Raw genomic sequence first — 15,033 nt, forward strand, 5'->3', positions numbered from 1 at the left:
AACGTAAAGCGGCTGGCTGTGTAGCGTAAATTTTTATCGCTAAACGCCAAACGCTACACGCAGTTCTTATTCGTATTTAAGTGCGTGTACAGGGTCGCCATTGGCTGCTTTTCTGGCCTGAATACTAACCGTTAATGCTGATACTACTAATGAAACTATTGTAGCAATCAAAAATGGGTAAACAGGCATATCAATTCTATAGGCAAAACCATCGAGCCATTTTTTAACGAGGATATAAGCAATAGGCCAGCTAATTAGGTTTGCAATTAACACCAATAGCAAAAACGATCTGTTTAGCAAGTTTATAATTTGCAGGTTAGATGCGCCGAGTACTTTCCTTACAGCTACTTCCTTAGTTCTACGTTTGGCTACAAAAGTAGAAAGTGCGAAAAGGCCTAACAACGAAAGGGACACCGACAAGATACTGAATAGCACGATCATATTTATAAACCGATTGTTTTCTTTTAAAACATCAGCAAAAACGTCATCCATGGCTTTGTATTCCATCGGATAATCGGGGTAGGCCTGCTTCCATTCTGACTGAACTTTTTTCATAATTTCGCCAGTGTTGGAGGTATTTAAACGTAACAATAAATTATTGGTAGAAGATGTTCCTCCTAAATGTGTAACCTTGTAGATGGTAGGTAAAACGGCTTTATCAAACCCTTCATTATGGTAATTTTTGATTACACCAACAATCTGAAAAACATAACTTTTATCTCCGTCCTTGATGCTATAAGACTTTCCGACCGGTTTTTTATCTATCAGATTAGCTGCAGCCTCATTTAAAATAACGGTGTTGATGGTATCTTGTTTATAGGTTTTAGCAAATAACCTACCCTGAAGAACCCTTACACCCAAGCTTGGCAAGGCATCCATACTAACGGTAACGGTATTCATATTAAGTTGTTTGCCTTTGTATATGATTTCTTCTGGCACATTAAATGCATTTCCCATTACCTGAGTGGTTGTTGCAACATACTGTACACCTGGAATTTTTCTAAGTTTTTCTGCAAAGCTTTCATCATAATTAGTCTTAATGTTTACCAGCTCCCCTCTTTCAAAACCCAAATCTTTATTGCTCATAAACTGGGTTTGCCTATGCATAATGCCAATGGCTATAATGAAGGTAATTGAAATCACAAATTGAAAAACAACCAGTCCATTCCTTAGCACAACACCTTTTAATCCGCTTTCATAACTTCCTTTTAGCACTGCAACCGGATTATAGTTCGACAATACCCATGAAGGATAAAAACCAGCAAGCAAAGTCACCACGCTAAAAAGGCCAATTAGTTGAATCAACATCGTTTTAAGCTGTGGATTGAGCCAAAAACTCAACTGAACATTAAAATGATGGTTAAAAGTCGGAAGCACAACTTCGATCAACACTACGCATAAGAATAAAGAAATCATACTCTGCAAGGCCGATTCGACTAAAAATTGAGCAATAAGTTCACGCTTATAAACTCCTAAAACCTTTTTAACTCCTACTTCTTTAGCTCTTTGAACCGATTGGGCTGTAGCAAGATTTACAAAATTTATGATCGAAACAACAAGCAAAAAGATGGAAATACCAATTACTGGCCTTAACTTTTCTACCCAACTTAGTTTAAAAGGTGGATTTAAATGAACATCCTTTAAAGGGATAACCTTTAAACCCGGTGTTTTACCATTTTTATAGATCTCATTATACTGTAACTTGCGCTGCACCAATGATTTCTTTTGGTAATCGGTATAGATTTTCAACAAACTTTGATTTAACGCGCCTGTATCCGCTACCTGGTTTAATTTTGTGTAAATCTGGCAATAATGAAAGTTACCGGCAGATTCGGGAACTTTATCTTCCTCACCGGTACGCATTAAAGCATTAAAGCCAACACTTTGGGGCGTTACAGGATCAGCAACTACTCCTGTAATCGTTAAATCTGTACCTGGGTCGTTCCGCCACATCAATACCTTTAACGTTTTCCCCAATACCTTTTCTGTTCCAAATAACTTTCTGGCTAAACTTTCTTTTAATACCACCGATTTTGGAGCATTTAAAGCCGATTCGCTATCGCCCTGTAAAAACTCATACGGAAATACCTGAAAGAAACTACTGTCTGCATCTTTCATCCCCGTAACCATAACCGGATCGGCATGAGCAATTTTAACTGAATAACCACTGCTAAAACCCCAATCTGCCGTTACGCGGGTAACAGCAAGGGCTTGTGGAATATTTTCCCTTACCAGGTTTGCCATCCGGCTATCGTTTATCTCCTGCCAATGATCTTCATTATCAGGCGAAAAAAAACTGTGTTTCTCTCTCACCTGATACACATCTTTTAATTGTGGTGACCAGGTATCGTAGCTTTCTTCGTGGTTGACATATAAAAGCATCAGTATGAAAGCTGTTAAGCCGATAGCCAAACCGCCAATATTAATGGCTGCATAAACTTTGTTTTTAAACAGGCTTCGCAGTGCGATTTTTAAGTTGAGTTTAAACATAAGGTAAATGATTTAGCGTAATGCGTTTGGCGTAATGCGATAAATCCACGCTGGCCACCAAACACTTTACGCAGGTATTATTCATATTTAAGTGCATCAATGGTATTGGCAACTGCTGCTTTATACGAGCGGATGCTTACGGTAATCAATGTAATGACCATAGAAATAATCATGGCAAATACAAAAGGCCAGATATTCAAATCAATGCGGTAGGTAAAAGTGGCCAGCCATTTGGCAACAAATAAATAAGCAAGTGGCCAGGCTACCAAATTGGCAAGAAAAACCATCAATAGAAATGAACCATTTAACATTTTAACCAATTCTAATGTAGAAGCACCCAAAACCTTTCTGATGGCAACTTCGCGGGTTCTTTGTGTAGCCACGAAAGAGATCAGTCCAAATAAGCCAATAAAGGAAATAAAAATGATCACCCCGGCAAACACCTTAAAGAGGGCTCCCATTATTTTTTCGGTTTGATAATATTCACTGATTTTATCATCCATAAAAGTAGATCCATAAACATATTCGGGCAGTACTGTGTTCCATGTTTTTTCTATAGCCCGCATAGCAGGTAAAATACTTTTACTATCAAGCTTTACAGCTATAGTGGTGTACGATTCTTTATCACTGTTAATCACAATCGGAGAAATAGGCTCATGCAAACTCATGTTGTTAAAATCTTTAACTACACCGATGATATTGCCTGTTTTATCATTGATCCTGATGGATTTCCCAATCGCATCGTTATAATTAACTACATTGAGCTTTTTTAACATGGTTTCGTTTACTACAATATCTTTGAGTGTATCACTCTTAGATAAACCTTTACCAGCAATAATTTCTAAACCAAATGTTTTAAAGTAGTTTTCGTCTCCTGTTTTGGTGTTGGCCTGAAAAGTTGATTTTACTGTTCCATTGTACCTGAAATTACTCTCGTTATTGAAATCAGAAGATGGTGCTGCACTGCAATAGCTGGTTGATAATACACCTGGAATTTTGTTGATCTGATCCTGCAAAGTATGGTATCGGGTAATTGCCATGCTATCAGAAGGAACATCAACCAGAGCTACCGCCGTAGGAATAAAACCAAGGGGTTTCTCTCGCATGTAACTCATTTGCCTTAGTACAACCAAAGTACCTATAATCAAAATAACAGTAATTGCAAATTGGACCACAACAAGAATCTTCCTCAAACTTAAACCTGCAGCATTCGCAGTAATTTTATTTTTAATGGCTAATGCGGGGCTATAGCCAGACATGACCATTGCCGGATAGAAACCGGCTAAAAAGCTTACCAGCAACACCAAAACAACCATAAACACAAATATGATGGGGTGCTCGATAATACTAAATGAAATATGATCTTTAAACAAACTTTGCATGCCCGGCAAGGCTACTTCTGTTAAAACGCAACCTACCAGTAGCGAAATAACCGTTATTGTTAAAGTTTCTGTTAAAAACTGTACAATTAATTGCCTGCGCAAACTACCCATTACTTTACGTACACCAACTTCTTTCCCCCTGCTTACGGCCTGTGCAGTAGCAAGGTTGATAAAGTTGATACATGCAGTCAACAATAAAAAAGCACCAATTATCGCCAATCCATAAAGTTCTTTCTTCGGCATTACTTTGTTCGCAAAATTGCCCAGATCTGCATTATAGTGGATATCTCTTAGCTGTTGAAACCTATGGCTTTCTTTCGAAACATTATCTCTTTTATAGTATTTAGTAATAAACTGAGGGAGGCTTTTACTTGCATCATCAATAGAAGCACCCTCTTTTAGTAATACATAACATTCAGAAGTAGAAGAAACTGTACCCCAATTAGTCGACTCTGGCCTTCCCTGATTTTGATAAGTTTTATAAGAGATGATTACTTTAAGTGGGAAAGAGCTGTTATCGGGTGTTTTTTCTATAATACCGGTAACTTTAAGGTCTACTTTGTTCTGAAAATTAATGCTTTTCCCAACTGCTTTATGCCAATTTCCGAAAAGTTTATCGGCCATCTCATCTGATAACACAACAGTATTAGGCTGACTTAGTGATTGGCGCGGATTTCCTTCAAGCCATTTAAAGCTTAAGATCTCAAAGAAATCTGGCTCTGCATAATGTACGCTTTCGGAGGTTTTAATTCTTTCTTTTCCGGATTCGTCTTTTACTTTAATAATTCCACCTCCGGCCTGAATAGCAGCAACTTTATCAAATTGCTGCTTAAAGTCATTTCGCATCGCTGGCGGAAGAGGTCGAGGTGTACCTGCAGATTCGAAAAAATTATCGGGTGTTGTCCAACCGGTTATTACACGGTATATACGGTCTTCATTTTTAAAGTTTTCATCGAAACTTAGCTGATAACGGATAAAAATAAAAATTAGGATGCAGCTTGCCATTCCGATGGAAAGGCCCAAAATATTGATAAAAGTATAACCTTTATTTTTCCAAAGGTTTCGCCAAGCGATCTTCAAATTTAATTTAAACATATCAAGTAATTAGTAAAATGAAATCTGCAAGTGTTTATGCCAATTTTATACCAAGAGCAAAACAAAACATAAATAACTAAATATCAACCATATACAAATAAACAAAAAGAAAAAATGTCCGTTTATGAACAGTACCTGTACGGTTCCGAACGGAGAATAGCTAAGCGTTTGGGCTTAGGCGATAAATTCGCACTGATCGCCTAACGCCCTCACGCAGGTCTTATTCATATTTAAGTGCATCAACGGGGTTTGCTTTTACAGCACTGTTTGCCTGGATACTTACGGTTATAATGGTTAACAAAATGGTTAGCGCTGCACTGATTAAAAAAGGGAAAAGTGGCAGATCGATTCGATATGCAAAGGTTTCGAGCCACTTTTTGGTTAATATGTACGCCAATGGCCAGGAAATAATATTGGCTATAAGCACCATAACAAAGAATGAACTATTAATGAGTTTGAAAATCTGTAAATGACTTGCACCAAGAATTTTCCTTATTGCAATTTCCTTCATTCTACCAGTGGTAATGTATTTTGCAAAGGCAAATAAACCCAGTATTGCAATAAAAATGGTGAGGATTGCAGCAGCAAAAAATACAGATTGTAATTGTTCTTGTTTTTTAAAGAGTTTACCATACATTTCATCCAGAAATTGGTAACGGAAATTATCTCCATCCAACTTGTTAATCTCTGGCCATTGCGATTTTAAGGTACTCAGCACTTCAGACATCCTGCTTTCTTCTATTTTTAGCATAATTTCTGTTTTAGGGTTTCCGCAGGGATCATTTATTGCGTAAATGGTAGGCTGTACTGCTTTCTCAAATCCAAGTGCTTTAAAATCTTTTATCACGCCTACAATCTTATATTCTTTATTCTGGCAGCCTTTTATGGTTTTACCTACAGGGTTGGTTAATCCATACTTCGCTACTGCAGCTTCATTAAGTATAGCAGAATTTGCCGTATCGGTTTTAAATTCTCTGGAAAATGTTCTGCCTTCTTTAATCTTAATATCTAATGTTTCAAAATAATCAAAATCTACATCTGTAAAACTTAAACTTTGTTCTTTTCCATCAACCGTATATTTATTTTTTCCACCATCAGAACCGTCCGGCAATGCATTGGTAACAGTAACCGATTTCACCCCCGGAATCTTAACCATTTTATCCCTTATAGGATCGAATTTGCTTGGCGAGACGAAATAGGCGAGGTTTTTAATGTACACCACTTGTTCGGGTTTGAAACCAATATCCTGAGTACGCATGTATTTTAGTTGAGAACTGATGATGAGCAGACCTATAATAAAAACTACCGCTACGCTAAACTGCACCACCAATAAGCTGTTGCGCAACCAATAGCTCTGTTTGCTGGTTTGAAAATTACCTTTTAAAACAAGTGCAGGTTTAAATCCAGATAGTACCATGGCAGGATAAATACCAGCTATCAGCGTAATAAAAATTAATATAAGTGGCAATTGCCAGAATAAAGCACTATTGGCTACCCAAATGGATAAATTGACCACGAACAGGTTATTAAATTTTGGCAAGATGATTTCGGCCATAATCAGTCCTAATATCGTCGCTGCTAAACACTGAATTAATATTTCTGTTAAAAACTGAAAAGCAAGCTGAAAGCGATAAGCACCCATCACTTTTTTAACGCCTACCTCTTTTGCCCGTTTGGTTGCCTGCGCTATACTCAGATTGGTAAAGTTGATACAGGCGATTACCAAGATCAGGATCCCTAAAACAGACAAAGCTACGAGTACTTTATAATTGGCATCGGTACCGGCCTTTGGTTTAAGGTGTTGGTTTTTTAAAGGATCAAGAAAGGCTTTTGTTGCTTTAAAAGTCTCATTATTGGGATCTTCTCCATCTTTAAGCAATTCCTTTTTATAAAGGGCATTAATTTTAGCTTCAAGTGCCTGAATATCTGTGCCCGGTTTTACCTGGATATAAGTCTTGTAGTTGTTGTATCCATAGTTTTCGCCTATCCCAACTTCTTTCATCAATGAAATGGCATCGAAAGTAATATTAGAGTGGGGATCGGCAAAAATACTTCCGCTCAACTTACCTGTCATATTAGCCGATTTACTCCCAAGCCAAATCATTTCAGGCTGACCGTTTTTATTATGGGGGAAAAGCGTTTTATAATTTTCGTTACTGAGGTAAAACAGATTTTCGGTTGTACTTTCCGGCTGAGTTAAACCGACATTGGGTTTAATGTTAAACATTTTTGCCGCAGCATAATCAAGATAGAGGCATTTACTTAAAAAAACAACACCGTGATCGCTGCTAACCGGAAATTCAAAAAAACTCATTTTCATGGTACCAACTGAAACTACTTCTGGAATTTCTGCTTTAATAGCTTTACCCAATGGTGGCGGAGTATTATTGGTCTTAAAATCAGGCAACTGTCTTCCTACTACGTAAATTTCGTTGTAGTTTGGATTTTCTTTGTCAAAACCTGTTTCGTAGGTAAAATACATGGTTACCAAAATAAATGCAGCTAAAGCAATAGCTAAGCCACCAATATTGATGAAGGTAATTATCTTGTTTCTCCAGAGATTGCGTAGTGCAATTTTTAAGTTTAATTTAAACATAAGGCGTAGGGTTTGGCGTGTAGCGTTTAAACGCTTAGCACCAAACGCCTCACGCAGGTCTTATTCATATTTAAGTGCATCAACAGCGTTTGCTTTGGCCACTTTAAAGGTTTGCAGGCTTACCGTTAAAATGGCAATAATTACCGAGGTTAAAAGGGCAAGCAAAAAAGGCCATGGATTAATGGTAATCTTATAATCATATTTCTCCAGCCATTTGGCAACAAGAATATAAGCTACCGGGATAGCAATCACATTGGATATGATTACCAGTTTCATAAAATCTTTGTTCAAAAGGACCAGGATATCAGAAAGATTAGCGCCCAATACTTTACGGATACTGATTTCTTTGCTGCGCTGTTCAGCGGTATATAGCGCTAAACCCAATAAACCTAAACAAGAAATAAAAATGGCAAATCCTCCAAAAATATTGGAAAGTACACTGAGCAACCTTTCGCTCTTAAGTTTTTCGGCCATGCCCTGACTAACCAGTTTCACTTCAATTGGATAAGCCGGATTTAAACGTTGACTTACCGATTTTATCGCTTCGATTGAATTAGTAAGCGATTGCTTAGGATTGAGTTTAAGCAGTAAAACCCGACTCGTTTTAACATTGTAATAATAAACTGTTGGCTGTATTTTAGAAGCAAGTGATTCGTTAGAATAATCTTGCACCACGCCTACCACTTTAAGTGGCGGATTATCGCCCCAATGGATAACAGTACCCACAGGGTTTTTTAACCCCATTATTTTAACGGCAGTTTGATTGAGGAGCAGAGATGTAGCTGTATCAGCCGAAAATTTAGGATCAAAATCTCTGCCCGCAAGAATTTTCACACCAGTTGTTTTGGCAAAATCGAAACCTGTACTTCTATAATTAATAATCGAGACATCATTTTTGGGCTTGCCTGGCCATTGAATATCACTGGTAATTGAACCACCATCTGTAAACGAGCCAGCATATTCTGTTGCAGCAATTGTAGCACCTGCCCGCTGCAATTCATTTTTAAAAGTCTGCAATTTCTGTGGCTTTGTCCACTCTCCTTCTAAATCGATCTGTACCAGCGCAGTCTGATCAAAGCCTAAGGGCTTATTTTTAAGGTGCTGAATTTGGCTGTAAATTACAATTGCCGAAATAATCATGCAGATAGAAAGGCTAAACTGTACTACTACCAGTATTTTGCGGATTGATAATGAGCCCGTTGAACCTTTAAAGCCTTTTAATACCTTTACGGGTATAAATGATGAAAGGTAAAATGCAGGATAACTGCCGGCAAGCAAACCGGTTACCAGTACCATAACAAGTAATAAGCCCCAAAATTGATAAGCATTGTAATTAATTTTGATCGCAATATCGAGCAGGTTGTTAAAGTAAGGCAATGAGACTTCAAGCAACGTAAAGGCAATTAACATTGCTAAAAAAGACAGCAGTATTGACTCTACCATAAACTGTCCCATTATTGTATTTCTGGTAGAACCTAAAGCCTTTCTAACCCCTACCTCACGGGCACGTTTCTCCGACTTAGCAGTTGAAAGATTCATGTAATTGATACAGGCGATAAATAATACACAGATGGCCAGAAAAACAAATAATCGCAACTGATCAATTTTACCCCCCACCGATTTTCCATTGTCAAAATCACCATATAAGTGAAATTTGCTTAAAGGAAAAAGAAAAGGTTCGTAGGTCATTTCTTTTAAATCGGGTTCTTTGTTTACGATGAAGTGTTTTAGTGCTGCATTTGTTGCATCTAAAGAAGCATTATCTTTAAGCTGAAAGAAGGTTAAACAGGTAATTGCTCCCCATCCATTTTCTTTTTCGGAAGGATTTTCCTGTTCAAAAAAAGCCCATGGTTGCAGAACATCAAACTGCATGCTTTGATTTTTTGGCAAATCTTGTATTACAGCACTAACTTTTAAGTCTACCCTGTTATCGTATTTAATACTTTGTCCTATTGGATTCTGGTCGCCAAATAATTTCTTTGCTGTCGATTCGCTTATCAATACGTTATTAGGCTCAGATAAAGCAGTACCTGGATCGCCATAGATAAATTTCTGTTCAAGGATTTTTAAAAAATCAGGATCTACATTAAATCCTATTAATTTAAAATTATTCCGGTTATGGCTGTATAATTTCTGGCCATTGTTCATTGAAATGCGGGCTGCACTTTTAATGCCTGGCAATTCTGAAACTCCAGCTTTGGCCAATTTATTCGGAACGGCCATCGTAGTAGCCAGCTTGCCGTTAAACTTTAAATTTAATGCGGCAAAATATACTTTATCGGCGTTTTTATATTGCTTATCGAAACTCCATTCGTAGTTAACGTACAAGAGTAACATTAAACAACAGGCCATTCCGATGGCTAGGCCGCCTACATTGATCAATGTAAAGCCTTTGTTTTTCCAAAGGTTACGTAGTGCTATTTTAAAGTTTAATCTTAACATAGGTTTAAGGTTTAGGGTGTAAGGTTTAGGGTATCAACATCTCGCTTTACCCCTTAATCTTTCAGCCTTTATTCATATTCAAATACATTACTTTGGTTTAAGACATTGGCGCATCAACCTTACGCCTCTTACCTTAAACCTTATGCCTTACTCGTATTTAAGTGCATCAACAGGATTGGCGTTTGCAGTTTTATAAGCCTGAAAACTTACAGTGATTAATGCCATTAGCAAAGTCCCAAATCCTGCTATCGGCATAATCCACCATGATATTTCGGTATGGAATTCGAACTTCATCAGCCATTTATTCATCATGAAATAGCTCAAAGGAATAGCGATAACGATAGCAACAACTATCATCTTCACAAAAGAGAGCGACAGTAATTGCATCAAATTAAATAATGAGGCACCTAATACTTTGCGTACACCAAATTCTTTTGTTCTCTGCTCTGCACTATAGGCCACCAGACCAAAAAGTCCCAAACAGGAAACGAATATGGCCAGTCCGCCAAAAAGATTTGAAAGGATGCCTAAAGTTTTCTCCCTTTGGAACAAATCACTGTATACCTCATCTAAAAATGAGATTTCAACCGGATAAGCAGGATTAATATCTTTGGTAATTCGGGTAATTGTTTCAATATTTTGCTGAATGGTATTCGAAGTATTTAGCCTCATCGTGATATAACTTGTATACTTATCATTAAAATAAAGTATCATTGGGTTATTCGATTTATAAGGCGAATCCCATACATAATCATCAAAAACCCCAATAATCACCCTTTTATCACCAAAAATGGTTAGAATTTGCCCTACTGGTTTTTTTAAATTCATTACTTTTGCGGTTGCAGAACTAATAAGAACGGCTGCAGAATCAGATGCAAATTTTTTAGAAAAATCCCTTCCTTCCAATAATTTTATCCCGTTAGTTTTTATGAAATCATAGCTGGCTTCAACCTTGTTAAACAGGTTATCATTATTCTCCTGAACCATTCCAGGCCAGCGAACATCGGTAAAATTTGAACCGTGGTGTGATAATTTTGTTGAAGATTTATTTAAACTTGTTACAGCACCAGATTGCAGTAATTTTTGCTTGTAAACCTCAAACTGATTTTTTAGCTGTCCATCTTGAGGAATCTCAATTAATGCTTTGGTATCTATGCCCAGTGGTCTATTTTTAATGTATTGAATTTGACGATAAATAACCAGCGTTGAAATAATCAGAACGATAGCAAAACAAAACTGGCTTACAACAAGGACTTGCCTTAAGCTTACAGATGCCAAACCTTTCGATTTTATTTTCCTTTTTAAAGTTTGGATCGGGTTAAAAGCAGATAAATAAAATGCGGGATAACTTCCTGCGATTAAACCTGTAGCGATAACTATTCCCAATATGCCAATCCAACTGGTTAAATTAAAATAAGATATGCTGAGATTGATATTTAAAAGACCATTAAATGCAGGCAAACAGATTTCGATCAGCGCAATTGCGACCACAACCGCAATTAACGTAAGCACCATTGATTCTGTTAAAAATTGAAGAATTAATGAAATTCGATTTGCGCCAATTGTCTTCTTAATACCGACTTCTTTCGCCCGTTTTTCTGATTTGGCCGTAGCCATGTTCATAAAATTGATACAAGCAATAAGTAAAATACCAAAAGCAAGACCAGTAAAAAGCCATATTTGTTCAATGTCGCCGCCTACACTTTTACCATTTTCAAACTTACCAAATAAGTGCAGTTTAGCATATTGGAATGCTACGAAAGGTTGGTCGGTTTGTTTATTATTTGCTTTAACAGTCTCATCAATTTTCCTGTTCACAACATCAATGTCTGCATTAGGATTAAGAGAAAACATTGTTACAAAACTGTAATTACCCCATCCCAAATTCTTCGCGCTTTCATCAACCCTCTCGTAAAAGGCCCAAGGCATTAAAAAGTCGAACTTAAGCGAGCTATTTTGAGGTATATCTTTTATTACACCGGTTACCGTCAAATTTTCACTATCCTGATAACGGACAGATTTGTTTAATACATTTGTTGTACCGAAAAGAATTTCCGCCATTGTCTCAGTAAGAATTACAGATTTCGGGTTTTTCATTGCGGTTTTGGCATTACCCACAATAAATTCATAATTAAACAGCTTTAAAATATCGGGTTCAGCGAATTTTCCGTCTTTCTTAAATCCATTTTCTCCATTTGCAATTAAACTTTTTTTGATGTAGTTCATCCTTGCAAGGTTTTTTATTTCGGGAATGCGTTCCCTTAATAATGGTCCGAGCGCCGTTGTTGTTCCTTCAAATGTCTTCGATACACCGCCATTTCCATCAGGAATATTAGTCATAACCGTATACAGATTTTCTGAGTTTCTATAGTGCTTATCAAAGTTCCATTCGTAGGTAACATACAAGAGCAACATTAAGCAGGCAGCCAAACCAATGGCCAGCCCAATTACGTTAATAAGCGAGCTTACCTTGTTTCGCCAAAGGTTACGCAGTGCAATTTTTAAGTTTAATCTAAACATAAGGTGTAGGGTTAAGCGCACAGCGTTTGGCGTTTGGCGAGGATTTATCGCTTAACGCCAAACGCTATTCGCAAGTCTTATTCATATTTTAATGCATCAACAGGATTTGCTTTGGCCACTTTAACCGATTGAATACTTACGGTGAGTATGGCAATAATTACTGAAAGACTAATTGCGGCTATAAACGGCAAGGCAGAAACAGAAATGCGATATTCGTATCCCGAGAGCCATTTATTGATAATAATATAGGCCAACGGAAATGCGATTACATTGGCTATTGCAACCAGTTTGATAAAATCTTTGTTCAATAAAGTAAGGATGTTGGCTGTACTGGCGCCCAAAACCTTGCGGATACTGATTTCTTTTTTGCGTTGCTCTGCCATAAATAAAGCTAAACCAAGTAAACCCAGGCAGGAGATAAAGATGGCAAAACCACCGAACCAGTTTGAAAGTGTGCCCAAAAGTTTCTCATTTTTAAACTTTGATTGGAAATTTTCATTCACAAATTTTACTTCGGTTGGAAAAGCAGGATTTAGTTTTTTTATAATTTCATTTATTTTATTAATAGACGAGGTAACATTGCTTTGATCATTTAATCTCATAATTATAGTGCTTGTTGCCTGCTTATTTTGTGCAATAATTAATGGTTTCGGACTTTGATAAGGCGACTCCATTACATAATCCTTCACTACCCCAACAATAGTTAGGGGCTGGCCCCAGCTAATCACTTTACCAACAGGGCTTTTCATGCCCATCACTTTAACTAAAGCCTCATTAACTAAAACATTTGCAGTATCTATCCGGTCTTTCGAAAAATCGCGCCCAGCAAGAATTTGCATCCCGGTGGTTTTAGTCAAATCAACCGTCGTAAATCTGTAGTTTACCAGTATTTTTTCAATCTCATCTTTACCCGGCCAGCTTACTGCATACGTATTATTACCGCCAGCAGTTAACGATTGACTGTATTCTGTAACCGCAGTTGCTGCACCAGATTTTAGAAGTTCATCTTTTAGAATATTACGCTTACCTGGGTTGGCAAATTCGCCCTCGGCAGGGATCTGAACAAGATTATCGATGTTATAACCAATCGGTTTATTCTTGATAAAATTCAGTTGCTGATAAATAACAGCTGTACAAACAATCAAACATGCAGCAAATACAAATTGAAAAACAACTAAATACTTGCGAATAGATAACGATGAGCCACCAGAAAGCTTAAATCCTTTTAATACTTTAACCGGATCGAATGATGAAAGGTAAAAAGCCGGATAACTGCCAGCAATAATGCCGGTTAATAATGTTAACCCTAAAAATACAGCCCAGAATTTCCAATCGGCATAATCTATTTGCAATGAGATTCCCAACAGGTTATTGAAATATGGCAAGCTTACCTCTATTAATACAAAAGCAACCAGCATACTTAACATTGTAAGTAAAATCGATTCAAACATAAACTGGTTAATCAGATTATTCCTAGACGAACCAATCGCTTTACGGACACCAACTTCACGGGCTCTTTTTTCTGATTTTGCTGTAGAAAGATTCATGAAATTAACGCAGGCTATTAATAGAATACAGAAAGCTAAAAGAAAAAATATCTTTAACTGGTCTATCCTACCGCCTACATTTTTGCCATTTTCGAATTTTTCATATAAATGCCATTTAGATAGTGGATGAAGAAAAGGTTCTCCATTCGAATTCTTGTCATTGGCCTTAATCATGCCATGCATTTGATTATTAGCTTGCTCGAAAAAAGAATTATCTTGCAACTGAACAAATAACACGCAGTAATTAGAAGTCCACCCACTGGTTTTTGTCCAAGGGTTTAATGTTTCGTATAATTTCCACGACATTAGGTAATCTATTTCCAGACTACTGTTTTTCGGTCTGTCTTCAACTACACCCTCTACTTTTAAACTTCGATTATTTTCGAGTTTTACAACCTTATTTAAAGGATCTTCATTACCGAAAAGGTTTTTCGCCAGAGTTTCGCTTAAAATTATGCCATCAGGGTTTTTTAGAAAAGTATTAGGATTACCCTTTAAAACCTTGTAATCAAACATTTTTAAAAAGTCAGGATCAGCAAACACGGCACTCGTCTTAAAGTTGTTCTGCTGATAAGAAAGCATTTTATATTCTGGATAAGATAATCGACCAACCTTCGAAACACCCGAAACTTTAGAACGTACTTCGTTTTCCATTAAACCCGGCACCGCAAGAAAGCTGAAAGTTTCTTTTGCTGTTTTCTGATTATTATAAACCAAATAAGTTTTATCATAATCGGTAAATTGTTTATCGTAACCGTACTCATAAGCAACATAGAGCAATAAAACCATACAGCTTGCCAAGCCAATGGCCAATCCTCCCAAATTAATCAGTGTAAATCCTTTATTTCTCCAAAGGTTTCGCAAAGCGATTTTTAAGTTTAATTTGAACATAAGGTGTAGGGTTTAGCGCACAGCGTTTGGTGTTTGGCGAGGTTTTATCGCTTAATGCCAAACGCTCCTC

At 37.1% G+C, this 15,033-nt stretch carries 6 protein-coding genes; all 6 read right to left on the reverse strand.

Going from position 1 to position 15,033, the window contains the following annotated elements:
- Positions 1–66: 66 nt before the first annotated feature.
- The 6 genes from LQ201_RS01830 to LQ201_RS01855 all read right to left on the reverse strand — a co-directional run bounded on the left by LQ201_RS01830 (position 67) and on the right by LQ201_RS01855 (position 14,963).
- The gene (locus LQ201_RS01830) at positions 67–2,490 is read right to left on the reverse strand and encodes an ABC transporter permease (protein ID WP_230143933.1); all 2,424 of its coding nucleotides are present in this window, start codon (positions 2,488–2,490) and stop codon (positions 67–69) included.
- A 77-nt stretch (positions 2,491–2,567) separates the two neighbouring features.
- The gene (locus LQ201_RS01835; protein WP_230143932.1) at positions 2,568–4,967 is read right to left on the reverse strand and encodes an ABC transporter permease; all 2,400 of its coding nucleotides are present in this window, start codon (positions 4,965–4,967) and stop codon (positions 2,568–2,570) included.
- A gap of 220 nt (positions 4,968–5,187) precedes the next feature.
- A complete protein-coding gene (locus tag LQ201_RS01840; RefSeq protein WP_230143931.1) occupies positions 5,188–7,563 on the reverse strand; it encodes an ABC transporter permease in 2,376 nt (791 codons plus the stop codon).
- 60 nt (positions 7,564–7,623) lie between these two features.
- Entirely contained in the window at positions 7,624–10,005 is a 2,382-nt protein-coding gene (locus tag LQ201_RS01845; protein WP_230143930.1) for an ABC transporter permease, read from the reverse strand.
- 147 nt (positions 10,006–10,152) lie between these two features.
- On the reverse strand, positions 10,153–12,525 hold the full coding sequence (locus LQ201_RS01850; RefSeq protein ID WP_230143929.1) for an ABC transporter permease: 2,373 nt from the start codon (positions 12,523–12,525) through the stop codon (positions 10,153–10,155).
- Positions 12,526–12,602: 77 nt separating this feature from the next.
- Complete coding sequence (locus LQ201_RS01855) at positions 12,603–14,963, reverse strand: ABC transporter permease (protein ID WP_230143927.1); 2,361 nt, start codon at positions 14,961–14,963, stop codon at positions 12,603–12,605.
- Between the last annotated feature and the right edge of the window lie 70 nt (positions 14,964–15,033).

Source organism: Pedobacter sp. Bi126, assembly GCF_918698245.1.
In the GTDB taxonomy this organism is placed as follows: Bacteria; Bacteroidota; Bacteroidia; order Sphingobacteriales; family Sphingobacteriaceae; genus Pedobacter.